This is a genomic window from Pseudomonas sp. D3, from assembly GCF_029320995.1.
Classification (GTDB): Bacteria; Pseudomonadota; Gammaproteobacteria; order Pseudomonadales; family Pseudomonadaceae; genus Aquipseudomonas; species Aquipseudomonas paraveronii.
This window is the reverse complement of sequence record NZ_CP119772.1, coordinates 728,776-742,521: the sequence shown is the minus strand read 5'-3', so window position 1 is coordinate 742,521 and position 13,746 is coordinate 728,776. Positions and strand designations below refer to the sequence as shown.

Genomic DNA, 13,746 nt, shown 5'->3' with positions numbered 1-13,746 from the left:
ATGAAGTCATGTAGCCAATATTTTAGGCCGGGTTGGCCGCCATCAAACGCCCAGCGTCAAACGTAACCGCTCCAGCAAACTCAAGGGCGCCCGGGGCCGCAGGGGTGGCTGGAGTGCATCGACAATGCGCTGGCCGATACGGGCAAAGCTGAACTGGCTGACAGCCAGGTCTTGCCCGTTACGTGCGATGTCTGCCGCCAACTGCGGGTCGGAGCGCAACACCGACAGCTTTTCCTGCAACTGCGGGATGTCTTTGTAGAACACCACATTGACCATGTCCTTGAAGCCAAGGGCCTGGTTTTCGGCGGCACCTTGATCGAACGCCAGCAACACGCAGCCGCAGGCCATGGCCTCGAAGTTCTTGATCATGTACTCGCCCATGCCCACATCGGCACTGACGAAAAAACGGATACGGTTGAGGGTCGCGCAGTATTCCTCGCCGGACTTGGTACGTGTCACCACCAAAGGTTCAACCTGTGCCAACTGATCAAGCAACGCTTTGCGACCACTGTAAGCCACGCTGTTGGTGCTGCCGACAAACGCCAGCTCGATGTCGCGCTCGCGCCGTTCTTCGACTGGCGGTGCCTGCAACAGCGCCTGGTCGTAGCCCTTGGGCACAAATACCGCGTCAAAGCCTTCCGCGCGCAGGCGCTCGGTGACCATATAGCCGGAGCTGATAACCCGTGCCCATGGCAAACGGCGGTAGTGCGCGCTGAACTTGCCAGTGTACTTGCAGGGAATGTAGTTCTGGTAAGCATCGTGCTCGAGGATCACCAGATTAGGGATCGAACGAATGAACCCGGCCTGGCGGATTTCCTGTTTGAAACGCAGGAAGAAGACAATGCGGTCATAGCGGATCACGTCGACTTCACGGCGGAAGTAGGCCCGCAGGTTGCGCTGCTCGTCGCTGCTCAACCAGCGCGTATCGCACTCGCAGTGCGCGGCCACGCCTTCGTAGAGACGATCCAGAATGGCGCGCTGTTCTTTCTGCACCAGAAACAAAACTTTCATGACTTTCCCTTTCACAAATGCCAGAACAACTCATGCCGTCGTACGGCCTTGCGGAAAAACTCGTTCTCACCATAGGGCGACGGCGCACGACCCGCCAATACACGCTGCAGCCAGCGTCGGACACGGCGCTTGAGCGGCGGCGCGGGCTGCAGGTCATGCATCATGCCCAGCGCCATGGCCTTGTCGCGCTGTTGGGCCAGCGAAAGCGGCAGGCTGCAGGGCCGCAGCGCCAGCGTGTCGTCGAACAGCGGCGGCAAGGCAATCCCGGCGCCCGCGTCACCCATGGGCCAGCGGTCGTTGTCGTGCAGGTGGTTGGCATAACCCAACACAGTCGTGGGTTGCCACGCCAGCCCTTGCAGGGCCTCGATCACCGCTTGCTGCGCGCAGACATGGTCCGGGTGCGGGTCGAGCACCGGGTGGGGCAACACGATCACCTCGGGACGTGCGGTCAGCAGCAATTGGCGCAGGTCCGCCAGCAGGTTGTTCCAGGTCGGCAGGCCGTCATGGTCCGCCGGCAACGGGAAAGAGTTGAATTGGCGAAACAAGCGGATATCCGACAGATCCGCCTCGCGCGAAGCGATGGGCTGATCCGGCGCGGCGCGCATCGCCGACAATTGCAGGCAGAAATAACCCAATTGCACGCAATGCTCCTGCGGCACGCCAGCCCAACGCGGCACGGCGATGCTGTCCCAGGCGCGCAGACGTCCTTTGATCCGCGCAGCTTCGACCGAGTCCAGGCCCATCTTCTGATAGTGCTCGGCTTCGATTTCGCCCGCAGTGAGGGTCACGATCCAGGGCTTCTCGGCCTGACTGTAAAGACCGAAAGCCGCCAATTCGGCATCGTCGGCATGGGGCGCGATGACCATCACCCGTTGCTCCGAATAATCTGGAGTGGCCCAGGCCCACAGCCGTGGTGCGCCCTGCAGGCTGCAAAAACGCCCGTGCAGGCGCAGTTCGCCTGCCATCAGGGCCGGGGCCAGGCCGCTGAGGTTGAGGTAACGGACGCCATTCACGCCGCGCTCGAATGTCTGCCGGTCGCTGCTGTCTGCACCGAGGACGTCAATGGCCGGGTCCAGGAAGCGCCCCAGCCAGCCGCTCTTGACCTTGACGGCCAACACCAACGTTGCATCGGCTTCCAGGGGCGAATCAACCCGCAGTCGTCTGCCCTCGAAGCGAACATCAGTGCGCTGCGCGTCCGCCGAAAAACGGTATTGATAATCTTCGCGTGGCTCATAGAACAGGTGATCAGCAAACCAGGCTTCATGGGCTGCCCAGGCCAGCACGCCGAGTACAAACGGCAGCCACCAGGCAACACAGATACCGATCAACACCAGCAGCACCAAGCCGATCAATACGCCGATGCGCTTGTTGCGCCGGTGGCGCTTGAGCAGTTGCTGTTTGCGACTCATACGGTCAGCACCGGCACAGGGTTGCACCAACGGTCCTTGTACTCCCGGTCGGCGCGCCCGAAGGAAAACCGCAGCGGCTTACCGACGTCACGCGCCTGCTCCCAGGCGCTCTGGGTGTTGAGGAAACTCAGCACGCTGCCCGGGCTGAACGCACGGGTTTCGGGATCGACGCCGCCGTTGACGTATTCCACGCTGATCCACTCAGGCGACTCGACCCGATACACCAGTTGGACCGCAATCGGCGCATCATTAAGGAAAATCACCGAGCCGATCAGCCACTCGCGCAGCAGCTCAATCACCTCGGCCATGTGCTCGGCACCCGTAGCGACAAAACCCCAGCGCCGCAGGAACAAATCGCAGTAGATCGCCGCCAGTTCCTGGCTGGAAAACTCACTCACCGGCCGCACCACGCCACCGGCCTCTTCCAGCAGGCGCAGTTCGCGGCGCTGGTTGTAGCGGAATTTCTTCGACAGTTCTTCCGGGGTACGGGCCATGGCCAGTTGCTCGGCCTGGGGCTTGAGGCCGCTGAAGCGGCCTTCGTTCAGGGTCGACAGGTAACGGGCGCGGTGCCGCAAGGGCGCCTGGGCGTCAGGTGCGGCGGGCAGGATCAACTCCGCATTGCCCAGGTCGAACAGGCCCTTCTTGCCCCGTCGTTTGAGCACATCCTTGGACAACGCCAGGTCCCGCCCCCAGGTGGCGATGCATGCCTTGAGTGCGCCCTCTTGCTCCCAGGCCAGGTAACGCACCGGGATGTCGGCCAGCCCCGCCAAGCGCTCGATCACCTGGGGATGGGTGGCGACACTGCCGCCAAAACGCTGCCAAGCCTCGTTGTAGAAAGGCGCGTCAACGACGGACCAGCCCCGTTCGCGCCAGCCTTGAAATCGATTGAGCATCAAGCCCCCGCGGTCAGTTCAATAACGTGCGGCAATTGCCAGAAGGTATCGCGTACCGCCTGATCCGAGAAGCGCGTGCGCAGGCGCTCCAGCATCATCTCGGCGCACTGCAGTTGCTGGTGGTGATCCATCGCCGCCAGATGCTGCAGACCCTGGGCAAGATGTTCGGCATCGCCGAAGGGAAACAGGATACCGACACCTTCGACCACTTCCTTCGCCCCGCCGCAGGCCGTGGCCAGCAAGGGCACGCCGGCCGCCATGGCTTCCAGCAGCACCATGCCGAAAGGCTCATGGTCGGAGCTCAGGGCAAACACATCAAAGGCCCGGAAATACCGGCGAGCCTCAGGCACCTGGCCGAGGAACAGCACCTTGTCGGCGATGTTCAGCTCATGCGCCAGGTGCTTGAGGTCTTGCTCCAGGCGCCCGCTGCCGAGGATCGCCAGGCGGCTTTCGGCCGGCAAGTGCGGCAGCGCCAGGGCAAAGCCCTTGAGCAGCGTGGCCTGGTCTTTGTCCGGATGCAGGCGACCGACATTGCCGACCACCCATTCGCCCGGCGACAACCCCAGCGCAGCGCGCGCCTCGTGCACGGGCACCTGGCTGGCCTGCATGGCCTCGACGTCGATACGGTTATACAAGGTCTGGATACGTGCCGTCGGCCACGCTAGCAGGCAGCGGCGCATGTCGTCACGCACCGCGTCAGACACCCCCAGCAGGCTCAGGCGCTTGCGGAAAATCCCGGCAAACAGCTTGCGACTGCGGCGCTGGTAGTCACCGAAGGCGTGATGCACGCCAATCACTGGCAGCCGCGTGCCGAGCAACGCGATATAGATCGGCTTGAAACGGTGGGCAATGCAGAAACTGAAGTTGCGCGACGCGGCGATCTTGCGCAGCTTGCCGATGGCGCCCAGCTTCAGGCCACGAATGGCCTTGGAGCTGAATTCCATGAACAACACTTCATCAGATGCGCAACCAGCGGCCACTTCGGGATCGGCGACCCCGGTGAGAAACACCGTGGTCACCTTGTAGCCGGTGCCTGCAAACAAACTAGCGTACTGCCGGGCGCAGTCCAGGAACGGCCCGTCATAGCCGTGGCAGAACTGCAGAATGTGGCGGTCAGCCGATCGCGTCATAAGGGTCCACGCCGTCCTTGACCACCAGGATGTCTTCCATGATCAGGTACTGCAGATCGGAACCGAAGAACATGTTCAGCGCGTCGGTCGGCGAGCAAATCATCGCTTCGCCACGACGGTTGAGCGAGGTGTTCAGGGACACGCCGTTACCGGTCAGCACTTCCAGCTCTTTCATCATGTCGTAGTAGCGCGGGTTGTATTCGCGCTTGAGCACCTGGGCGCGGGACGTGCCATCTTCATGGACCACCTCCGGTACGCGGGCCTTCCACTCTTCCGACACTTCAAAGGTGAAGGTCATGAACGGCGCCGGGTGATCGACCTTGATCATCAGCGGGGCCACGGTGTCGAGCATCGAGGGGCAGAAAGGCCTCCAGCGCTCGCGGAACTTGATCTGATGGTTGATGCGGTCAGCCACGCCGGTGGCGCTCGGGCAACCGATGATCGAACGACCGCCCAAAGCACGCGGGCCAAACTCCATGCGGCCCTGGAACCAGGCCACCGGGTTGCCGTCGACCATGATCTTGGCGATGCGTTTAGGCATGCTGTCGATCTTGCGCCAGTTCGGCTTGCTCGGGTGCTTGGCGCAGGCGGCGATCACGTCTTCGTTGCTGTAGGACGGGCCGAGATAGACGTGCTCCATCTTCTCCACCGGCACACCACGGGCGTGGGACACGTAAGCGGCTGCGCCCACGGCGGTGCCGGCATCGCCGGACGCCGGCTGCACGAACAGCTCCTTCACGTCGTCACGGGCAATGATCTTCTGGTTCAGCTTGACGTTCAGCGCACAGCCGCCAGCGAAGGCCAGCTTGCCGGTTTCCTTGAGGACGTCGCCCAGATAGTAGTCGATCATCTGCAGGGACAGCTTCTCGAACAGCGCCTGCATGCTCGCCGCGTAGTGGATGTAAGGCTCATCGGCGATGTCGCCTTCGCGCTTGGGACCCAGCCACTCGATCAGCTTCGGCGAGAAGTAGAAACCCTTGCCCTTCTCTTTGTAGCGACGCAGGCCGATGACGTTGGCATAGTCGGTGTTGATCACCAGCTCGCCGTTTTCAAAGGAGGCCAGGCGCGAGAAATCGTACTTGCTGGCATCGCCATAAGGCGCCATGCCCATGACCTTGAACTCGCCGTCGAGCATCTCGAAACCGAGGAACTCGGTGACCGCGCCGTACAGGCCGCCGAGGGAGTCCGGATCGTAGAATTCCTTGATCTTGTGGATCTTGCCGTTTTCGCCGTAGCCAAAGAACGTGGTGGCGTACTCACCCTTGCCGTCGATCCCCAGGATCGCGGTTTTCTCCTTGAAACCGGAGCAGTGGTAGGCACTGGAGGCGTGGGCCAAGTGGTGTTCAACCGGCTCGATCTTGATTTTCTTCGGATCGAAGCCCAGTTGCTCCAGGCACCAGACGATCTTGTTGCGGTAGCGCTTGTAGCGACGGTTGCCCATCAGGATCGCGTCAAGGGCGCGGTCCGGGGCGTACCAGTAACGCTTGGCATAGTGCCAACGCGCTTCACCGAACAGGCTGATCGGTGCGAACGGGATCGCGACCACATCAACGTCGGAAGGCTTGATACCGGCCTGTTCCAGGCAGAACTTCGCTGATTCGTAGGGCATGCGGTGCTTTGCATGCTTGTCGCGAACGAAGCGTTCTTCTTCGGCGGCCGCAATCAGCTTGCCGTCGATATACAGGGCTGCGGAAGGATCATGGCTAAGGGCGCCGGACAGGCCAAGAATCGTCAATGCCACAGGGGTCTAGCCTCTTTTAGTCTGCATGCAGGCGCGCTGCGCCTGAAAAAAGTGTGCTTCCCGTCTGGGCAGGAAACAGCTAAAGGGCGGGATTATAGCTTAAAAGCAGGGGGAAGCTGTTAGCGGCAAGCATCAAGGAGGCTCAGCGGAAGATCTCGATGCTGCCGTCCTTGTTCTGACGGTAGATCGTATAGGGCAGGACCAGCGTATCCAGCACACTGGAGCCGATGAACTCGATAGCGATGATCGGGAAGGCATTGTTCTCGTGGTCCGACAGGGCTCGCTCATTCAGGCTTTTTTCAGGGACGGGCTCGGCATTGAGCGTACAAAACCCGTAGATCACCCCGCTGTAGATGCGCGGGATGTTCTCGCAGTAGCTGCGAGATTCCTTGAGGTTCTGACTGGCGACGGCGTCCGGGCGAAAGACGGTGTTGATCGTTCCGCAACCGCAGAGCGTCAGCAGGGTTGCGGCCAGCAGCACTTGGGTTCCATGGTTCACGAAACACTCCTTTGATACCGCAGACCCGACACGCCGACGCGCCGTGCAAGAAAGATCCGAAGCGGTCAAGCTCGCGATGGGATTGAAGGCCTTCTTCAACCGGCAGCGCCGATCTCCCTCGGCAAGCGCTGATCGATGACCTGATACAGTGCACTGCCTTGCGGCCAATTACGCATAAAGCGTGCGCGGTCCTTGGCAAACGCCGCGGCGAAGCTGGCGACGGAGCTGTGCTGATGCATCGCATCCAGGTCGATCAACGCCCAGCGGCCGTCGTGCCAGAACAGGTTGTGGCCCTTGAAATCGCCATGACTGATGCGCTCGCGTATCAGCTCGGCGAACAGATGGTCCAGCGCGAGCAGTTCGTTTTCAGGCGCGTCGCCCTGCTCCACATACGGCGCAAAGCGTTCGATGATGTCCGGCCCTGGCAGGTATTCAGTGACCAGGTAAGCACGGCTGCGCAGCCAGAAAAAACGTTTTTCCAGCACGGCCAGCGGCTTGGGCGTGGCAATGCCGAGGAACGCCAGGCGATTGCCTTCGCGCCAGGAATGCCAGGCGCGGCTCGGGCGCCAGAAGCGCTTGAGCCAATGGGCAAAGCCCTTGATGTTGTAACGTTTGATCACCAGCGGGCGGCCGGCCACCTCGACCTTGGCCACGCTGGCCGCACCGCCGGTCTTGTACAAATGCCCCTGGTCGAGCAACGCATCGGCCTGCTCCAGCACCGGGAGCATCGCGGGTTCTTCCTCGCGACGGATCGCACGCAAGCCAAACGCGCCGCGCACCACGCTGAACAGCGTGCATTCGCGGCCGACCTTGTCGAGGAAGTCCTTCAGGCGCCAGTTGCTGACCTTGCGCACCTGCTTCTCCAGGGCTTCCAGCGGTAACGCGTGCTCGCCGTTGCTCAGCAAGTAATACACCAGCAATTCTTCGGTAAACGGTGCGAGGTTTTTCGGCAACTGAGCGAAAAACACCCCGAGGTTTTCCAGCACCCGGTTGCGCGACAGCGGCTGGCCCGCCTGTTCCACACAGATCCCGCCGCCATCGATCAGGTACAGCTTGCCGCTCTGGCGCAGCAGGTTGTCCAGGTGCAGGTCTTCCTGCCACAGGCCCTTGGCGTGCATGCGGGCAATCGCGCCCAGCGCTTCAGCGAGCACGGCGGTCTGCTCATCGGCCAACGGCGGCAAGCCTTCGACCGCCTGCCAGGCATCGGCCAGGCTTTCGGCGCCGTCGATAAACTCAAACAGCAGCCAGCCGCCCTCGCCTTCCTGCAAACCATCGGCCAGCAGCAGCGGCGTGGTCAGGCCTTGTTCGGCCAACAGGCGCACGCCCTTGAGCTCACGCTGAAAATGCCGCGCCGCCTTGCTGCCCACCAACAACTTGGCCAACACCGCGCGACCGCGCCAAACGGCCGCGCCCACATAGCGCTGGCCCGGCAGCACGCGCAACAGGCTGAGCAATTGCAGTTGGCCGGGGCCCGCCGCGTCCGCCAGTTCGATCGTCATCGGCAGGCTCGGTGTGCGGCCGGCATTTTTCAGCGCGGATAAACGCATCAGCGGCTCTCCTTGTGACTGCGGCGAGCGGTCAGGCGCTGCTGCCAGGTGGCGACCAGCGGGCTGTCTTCAGGGTGCTCCAGATATACCGCGAGCAGGTGACGAATTTGCGCATCCGACCACTGCGGCGCACGGCGCAACAGCGGCTCCAGGTCCTTGACCCGGTCACGCCACCCAAACAGCAGCGGACGGGTTTTTTCCAGGTCGATCAGCTGCGCGGTGTAACCGTCACCGGTGGCCCGCAGGAAAATATGCTTGGGGTAAAAACAACCGTGGACCTGACCCACGCTGTGCAGGCGGCGCGCCAATTGGCCGCAGGCCAGCAGGATCGCACTATGCTGGGCGTCGCTCAGTTGCGACCACTGCTCGAGCAACGAGTCCAGGTCATTCCAGCCGTCCAGGGCGCGGGTCAGCAGCATTGCGCGGTGCTCGCCGGCGACTTTGCGCTCACCGTAGAACGCCGCCTGCAAGGCCGGGATGCCCAACGTGCGATAACGACTGATGTTGCGAAACTCGCGGGAAAAACTCGGCTCGCCAAACGGTCGGTGCAAGCTGCGCGTGAGGTAGTTGCTCTGGCGCTTGAGGTAATAACCGCAGCCGTCGAGCTCCAGACGAAACACGCTGCTCCAGCCGCCATGGCTGGTGTTCGGCTCGTCCACCGCGTCCAGTTGCTTGGCCCACAGGGCATCGAAGTGGGCGAGGCCGTTGCGCTCCAGCAGGGCGCGGTCTTCGGCCGCCAGGAAATCACTCATTCACGTCCCTCGAAAAACTTCACCACATGGCGAATTCGCTGCTTGTCCGACGTACTCAGGTGCGCGCGTTCGCGGTATTGCAGGTAGAAGCGCAGGCGCTGGGTGGCCGACAGGTGATACTTGGCCACCTTGTCCAGGCAGGCCAGGTCTTTGGTGATGCGGTATTTGAGCCAGAACCCGCGCCAGAAGTCGCCGTTGGGGCAATCGATCAGGTACAGGGTGCGCTGATCATCAATCAGCAGGTTGCGCCATTTCAAGTCGTTATGGGTAAAGTGATGATCGTGCAGGGTACGCGTGTATTCGGCGAGCTGGCGGCTGACCGCATCGACCCACGCAGGGTCTTTGAGGCGCACATCGTTGCGCTCGGCCAGCACCGACAAGTCCTCGGTCCTGGGCAACTCACGTGTGATCAGCGCACCCCGGGCGTACGCCAGGCCATTACGCTCCAGACCCCAAGCGACCACGTCGGCAGTGGGAATGCCCCACTTGGCGAAACGCTTGAGGTTCTGCCATTCGGACTTCACCCGCGGCTTGCCCAGGTAGCGGCGCAGGCCCTTGCCGGCACCGACATAGCGCTTCACGTAATAATTGACCCCACCACGCTCCACCCGGATCACTTCCGACAGCGGGTCGCGGGTCAGCCGCTCGCCTTGCAGGGCGAACACCGCTTCAAGGCTTCCAAAATCATTCGCCAGGCCAGCGTATGCGGGTTCCAGGTTCCAACCCGCCATCAGAGCGCATCTCCGTAACGTTGTTTGCGCGCGTAGAGCTTGTCGGCCTTGCGTTGCATCAGGTCCAGCGACGCCGATTGCTCGGCCAGGATCTGGCGTAGCGGCTGGCGGAAGTAGCCCTTGAGGAAGCGCAGTTTGTCGCGTCGGGTCAGGCCGATATCCAGTGCCGAATAATACAACGCGGACAAGTCCTTATCGCGCCAGCGCAGCGGCAGATGGGCCCGCAGTTGGGCGCGGTGCAGGTCGATGACCGAGAGCTTGAGGTTGCGCGCATCGATCGGCTGTGAAGTGTCCAGCAGGAAGTGGCAGAGGTAGCAGTCGCGGTGATTGACGCCGCCCCGGTGCATGTCACCGACCATGCGCGCGAGTTCCGCGGTCAGGGCATGACGCAGCGCAGGGGACGGCGGTTCGGCGACCCAGTTGACGGCCAGGTCTTCCAGGCTGATGGTCGGCGCCAATTCTTCGGTGATGATGAACGAGTGCTGATCGGCCGGATTGTTGCCCTTTTCGCCGAAAGCCACGCCAGTCATAGTCGGCACGCCGAGGTCCTGCAGGCGATGGATAGCCGCCCACTCGAGGCCGGCACCCAGCACCGGCAACTTGGCGGTGATCAGGTTCTTGAAGATTTCGCCCCAGCCGATGCCCCGGTGGATCTTCACGAAATACGGGCGACCCTCAACCTCGGTGCGCAATGTGCGACGCGCCGCCAGTTCGCGAAATACCTGGCCTTGCAGTTTCTCGACTTCGGCAAAGGCATCGAGCCCGTCCCATAAGGTCTTGAACGGTTCGGCAAGAATCAACTTCATCGTTTTGGCTCCGCCAGAATCACATCCGCAGCGCACTGCGGCATGCTGTAGAGGTCGGCCGTCTCGGCAAAGGCCAACCCATTGCGGCTCCAGGCCGTGCGCTGTGCAGTGTCGGTGAGCATACGGGACAGGTACTCATTGAGCTGCGCTTGTTCGAACGGCTCATCCAGCACCAGGCCGCTGTCGGCTTCGGCGATGTAATGGGCATACCCACACACTTTCGATACCAGCACCGGCAAACCGGCCACCAGAGCTTCGAGCAGAACGGTGCCGGTGTTTTCGTTGTACGCCGGGTGAATCAACAGGTCGGCGCCCAACAGGAAACGCGGGATATCGCTGCGGCCCTTGAGGAACTGCACGTTATTGCCCAGCCCCAGAGTAGCGCTTTGCAGTTGGAATACTTTGGGGTCGTCCTGGCCGATGACAAGCAGGCGCGTGCGTTTTTTCAGCTCGGCCGGTAACGCGGCCAGGGCCTTGAGGCTGCGGTCCACGCCCTTGGTCTTGAAGCCCGAGCCGATCTGTACCAGCAGCAGGTCATCGTCGGCCAGGTGGAATTCCTGGCGAAAACCTTCGCGGATTTCGGCAGCGTTCGGTGGTGCGCGGCGGTCCTGGGCAATGCCCGGCAGCAGCAGGTGGAAGCGCTCCAACGGGGTGTCGTAATGCTTGATGAACAGCGGCTGCTGCACTTCGGAGATCATCAGGATTTCGGTCTTGGCGTCCTTGGCGAACACCGCGCGCTCGTACTCGGCAAAGTGGCGATAGCGGCCAAAGCAGCGGTACATCGAGTGACGCAGGTTTTGCGCCTTGTCTTCGAAGCAGCCGTCGGCGGCGTAGTACACGTCCAGCCCCGGCATTTTATTGAAGCCAACCACGCGGTCCACCGGGCGCTTGGCCAGGTCGGCCTGAATCCAGGCGTAGAGTTTTTCGTTGCGTCGATGGTTGAACAGCGCCTTGACCGGCGCCACCAGCACTTCGAAGCCGGGCGGCACATCGCCCTCCCAGATCAGGGTGTAGACACGGATCTGATGACCGCGCTGCTGGCACTCCAGGGCGATACGCATGAAGTCGCGTTGCAAGCCACCGAACGGGAAATACTTGTACAGAATAAACGCCAGTTGCATCAGTGCATCTCCTCGGCCAGTAACAACGTGCTCAGCCGGCTCGCCACACGCTCGGGGTTTAGCCGCGTGAAGCACAGGGGCGATTCGCGCTTGAGGTCGAACCGACGCAGATCGTCGGCCGTGGGTTGATAAGTACATTGCTTTTGCAGGCAGGGCGCACACGGGAAGTCGCTGGCCAGGTGAATCTGGCTCTTGCCGTAGGCGCCGGTCAGGCCAGGGTTGGTGGGGCCAAACAGGGAAATGGTCGGCACGTCCAAGGCCGCGGCCAGGTGACCGAGGCCGGTGTCTACCGCGACACAGGCGCGGGCGCCAGCCAGAACACGGGCGACGCCGGCAAGGTTCAATTTGGGCAGCACCTCGGCGTTATTCAAGCCGTGGGCCAGGCGTTCGGCGCGGGCCTTTTCGGCGGCATTGCCCCACGGCAACTTCACGTCCACGCCCAGGCGGCCCATGCGTTCTGCCAGCTCGCGCCAGTAGGCTTCGGGCCAGTGCTTGGTGTCCCAGGTGGTGCCGTGCAACAACAACACAAAGGGTTTTTTCGGCGGCAGGCCGAGCAGCTTGTCGACACTCAGGCCGTAGTCGCCCAAGGCCTTGGGCAAGTCATAACCGAGGGCGACGGCGAACAGTTGGCGCAAGCGCTCCACCGCATGCTGCCCACGGGCTACAGCCAGGCGCCGTGAATAAAAGTGCGCCGCGATCGGTTCACGGGCCGAATGCTTGTCGAAACCGGCCACCGGGGCACGCACGTAGCGAGTCAGCCAGGCACTTTTCAACAGGCCTTGGGCGTCGATCACCAGGTCGTATTTGGTCGACTGGATACGTTGTTTGAAGCGCCGCCATTCGCCACTTTTGAAGGTTTGCCAGAGGTTTTTGCGCCAGCGGCGTATCGCCACCGGAATCACCTTGTCCACCGCCGGGTGCCAGGTGGGGATCTCGGCAAAGCCTTCTTCCACCACCCAGTCGAACCGGATGCCCGGGATCGCCCGCGCCGCATCGGTCAGTGCCGGCAACGCATGGATCACGTCGCCCAGGGATGAGGTCTTGATTACCAGTACCCGCAACTCAGTGAACCTCGACCACAGTGCCCTGCAACCGCTGCAAGGCATCGCTGACCGGTTGCGGCAGCAACTGGCGCAAGCAGTTGTAGTGGCCGAAACGGCAGGTGCGTTCAAAACACGGGCTGCAATCCAGGCCCAGGCGCACCACTTCGACCTTGTCGGCCAACGGCGGCGTAAAGCCTGGGGAAGTCGAGCCGTACACCGCGACCAGCGGGCGGTTCAACGCCGCCGCGACGTGCATCAGCCCGGAGTCGTTGGACACCACCGCATCCGCGCAGGACAGCAAGTCGATAGCTTCGGCCAGCGAGGTGTCGCCACTGAGGTTCACCGCCTCTTCGCGCAGGCCGGGGATCAGACGCTGGCGAATGTCTTCGCCCACCGCATGATCATTTTTCGAGCCGAACAGCCACACCTGCCAGCCTTCGCGGATCTTCATCTCCGCGACTTTGGCGTAATGCTCCGACGGCCAGCGCTTGGACTCGCCAAACTCGGCGCCGGGGCACAGCGCGAGCACCGGACGGTCGAGGGCCAGGCCGAACTTGACCAGGGCCGCATCGCGGGTGATCGGGTCGATCTGCAGGCTCGGGCGCGGGTACGGCGTCGGCAACTCGGCACCCGGCGCGTAAGCCAGTGCCATGAAGCGTTCGATCATCAGCGGGTAGCGCGCCTTGTCGAGCTTGCGCACGTCGTTGAGCAAGCCGTAGCGAAACTCGCCGCGCCAGCCGGTGCGCTGGGCAATGCCGGCGAAAAACGGCACCAGCGCCGATTTCATCGAGTTGGGCAACAAGATCGCCTGGTCGTACTGGCCGGCCAGGGATTTGCCGATGCGACGGCGGGTCGCCAGTTCGAGGGCGCCATGGCCGAGCGGGAAGCTCAAGGCCTTGCGCACTTGCGGCATGCGCTCAAGGATCGGCCGGCTCCACTCAGGGGCGAGCACGTCGATTTGGCAGTCGGGATGACGTTGTTTCAGGCACTGGAACAGTGTCTGCGCCATCACCATGTCACCGACCCAACTGGGCCCAACGATCAGAATATTCATGTAGTTTCC

At 62.3% G+C, this 13,746-nt stretch carries 13 protein-coding genes; all 13 read right to left on the bottom strand.

What is annotated here, in order from left to right; genetic code table 11:
• Positions 1-42 precede the first annotated feature (42 nt).
• Positions 43-1,011 carry a glycosyltransferase gene (locus P3S72_RS03170; protein WP_276196019.1) on the bottom strand — a complete coding sequence of 323 codons (969 nt, stop codon included), beginning with the start codon at positions 1,009-1,011 and terminating at the stop codon, positions 43-45.
• Positions 1,012-1,022: 11 nt separating this feature from the next.
• On the bottom strand, positions 1,023-2,420 hold the full coding sequence (locus P3S72_RS03165; protein ID WP_276196018.1) for a PIG-L family deacetylase: 1,398 nt from the start codon (positions 2,418-2,420) through the stop codon (positions 1,023-1,025).
• Entirely contained in the window at positions 2,417-3,313 is an 897-nt protein-coding gene (locus P3S72_RS03160) for an antimicrobial resistance protein Mig-14 (RefSeq protein WP_276196016.1), read from the bottom strand. Before P3S72_RS03160 ends, P3S72_RS03165 begins: the two co-directional genes overlap by 4 nt.
• A complete protein-coding gene (locus tag P3S72_RS03155) occupies positions 3,313-4,443 on the bottom strand; it encodes a glycosyltransferase (RefSeq protein ID WP_276196015.1) in 1,131 nt (376 codons plus the stop codon). The genes P3S72_RS03160 and P3S72_RS03155 overlap by 1 nt, the downstream gene beginning before the upstream one ends.
• Entirely contained in the window at positions 4,427-6,184 is a 1,758-nt protein-coding gene (locus P3S72_RS03150; RefSeq protein WP_276196014.1) for a carbamoyltransferase, read from the bottom strand. The genes P3S72_RS03155 and P3S72_RS03150 overlap by 17 nt, the downstream gene beginning before the upstream one ends.
• A 142-nt stretch (positions 6,185-6,326) precedes the next feature.
• Positions 6,327-6,683, bottom strand: coding sequence for a YceK/YidQ family lipoprotein (locus P3S72_RS03145; protein WP_276196013.1), 357 nt, complete (start codon positions 6,681-6,683; stop codon positions 6,327-6,329).
• Positions 6,684-6,778: 95 nt separating this feature from the next.
• A complete protein-coding gene (locus P3S72_RS03140; RefSeq protein WP_276196012.1) occupies positions 6,779-8,230 on the bottom strand; it encodes a lipopolysaccharide kinase InaA family protein in 1,452 nt (483 codons plus the stop codon).
• Positions 8,230-8,982: a lipopolysaccharide kinase InaA family protein gene (locus tag P3S72_RS03135; RefSeq protein WP_276196010.1), complete on the bottom strand. Its 753-nt coding sequence runs from the start codon at positions 8,980-8,982 to the stop codon at positions 8,230-8,232. The genes P3S72_RS03140 and P3S72_RS03135 overlap by 1 nt, the downstream gene beginning before the upstream one ends.
• Positions 8,979-9,713 (bottom strand): lipopolysaccharide kinase InaA family protein, encoded by a 735-nt coding sequence (locus P3S72_RS03130; RefSeq protein ID WP_276196008.1) that lies wholly within the window; start codon positions 9,711-9,713, stop codon positions 8,979-8,981. The genes P3S72_RS03135 and P3S72_RS03130 overlap by 4 nt, the downstream gene beginning before the upstream one ends.
• On the bottom strand, positions 9,713-10,519 hold the full coding sequence (gene rfaP / locus P3S72_RS03125; protein ID WP_276196007.1) for a lipopolysaccharide core heptose(I) kinase RfaP: 807 nt from the start codon (positions 10,517-10,519) through the stop codon (positions 9,713-9,715). The genes P3S72_RS03130 and rfaP overlap by 1 nt, the downstream gene beginning before the upstream one ends.
• Positions 10,516-11,640: a glycosyltransferase family 4 protein gene (locus tag P3S72_RS03120; RefSeq protein ID WP_276196006.1), complete on the bottom strand. Its 1,125-nt coding sequence runs from the start codon at positions 11,638-11,640 to the stop codon at positions 10,516-10,518. Before P3S72_RS03120 ends, rfaP begins: the two co-directional genes overlap by 4 nt.
• The gene (gene waaC, locus P3S72_RS03115) at positions 11,640-12,701 is read right to left on the bottom strand and encodes a lipopolysaccharide heptosyltransferase I (protein ID WP_276196005.1); all 1,062 of its coding nucleotides are present in this window, start codon (positions 12,699-12,701) and stop codon (positions 11,640-11,642) included. Before waaC ends, P3S72_RS03120 begins: the two co-directional genes overlap by 1 nt.
• A 1-nt stretch (position 12,702) precedes the next feature.
• Positions 12,703-13,737 (bottom strand): lipopolysaccharide heptosyltransferase II, encoded by a 1,035-nt coding sequence (gene waaF / locus P3S72_RS03110; protein ID WP_276196004.1) that lies wholly within the window; start codon positions 13,735-13,737, stop codon positions 12,703-12,705.
• Between the last annotated feature and the right edge of the window lie 9 nt (positions 13,738-13,746).

Excerpts from the sequence above, each read along its gene's own strand:
- P3S72_RS03170 (WP_276196019.1), bottom strand. The coding sequence starts at position 1,011 with ATGAAAGTTTTGTTTCTGGTGCAGAAAGAACAGCGCGCCATTCTGGAT.
- P3S72_RS03165 (WP_276196018.1), bottom strand. The coding sequence starts at position 2,420 with ATGAGTCGCAAACAGCAACTGCTCAAGCGCCACCGGCGCAACAAGCGC.
- P3S72_RS03160 (WP_276196016.1), bottom strand. The coding sequence starts at position 3,313 with ATGCTCAATCGATTTCAAGGCTGGCGCGAACGGGGCTGGTCCGTCGTT.
- P3S72_RS03155 (WP_276196015.1), bottom strand. The coding sequence starts at position 4,443 with ATGACGCGATCGGCTGACCGCCACATTCTGCAGTTCTGCCACGGCTAT.
- P3S72_RS03140 (WP_276196012.1), bottom strand. The coding sequence starts at position 8,230 with ATGCGTTTATCCGCGCTGAAAAATGCCGGCCGCACACCGAGCCTGCCG.
- P3S72_RS03135 (WP_276196010.1), bottom strand. The coding sequence starts at position 8,982 with ATGAGTGATTTCCTGGCGGCCGAAGACCGCGCCCTGCTGGAGCGCAAC.
- P3S72_RS03130 (WP_276196008.1), bottom strand. The coding sequence starts at position 9,713 with ATGGCGGGTTGGAACCTGGAACCCGCATACGCTGGCCTGGCGAATGAT.
- rfaP (WP_276196007.1), bottom strand. The coding sequence starts at position 10,519 with ATGAAGTTGATTCTTGCCGAACCGTTCAAGACCTTATGGGACGGGCTC.
- P3S72_RS03120 (WP_276196006.1), bottom strand. The coding sequence starts at position 11,640 with ATGCAACTGGCGTTTATTCTGTACAAGTATTTCCCGTTCGGTGGCTTG.
- waaF (WP_276196004.1), bottom strand. The coding sequence starts at position 13,737 with ATGAATATTCTGATCGTTGGGCCCAGTTGGGTCGGTGACATGGTGATG.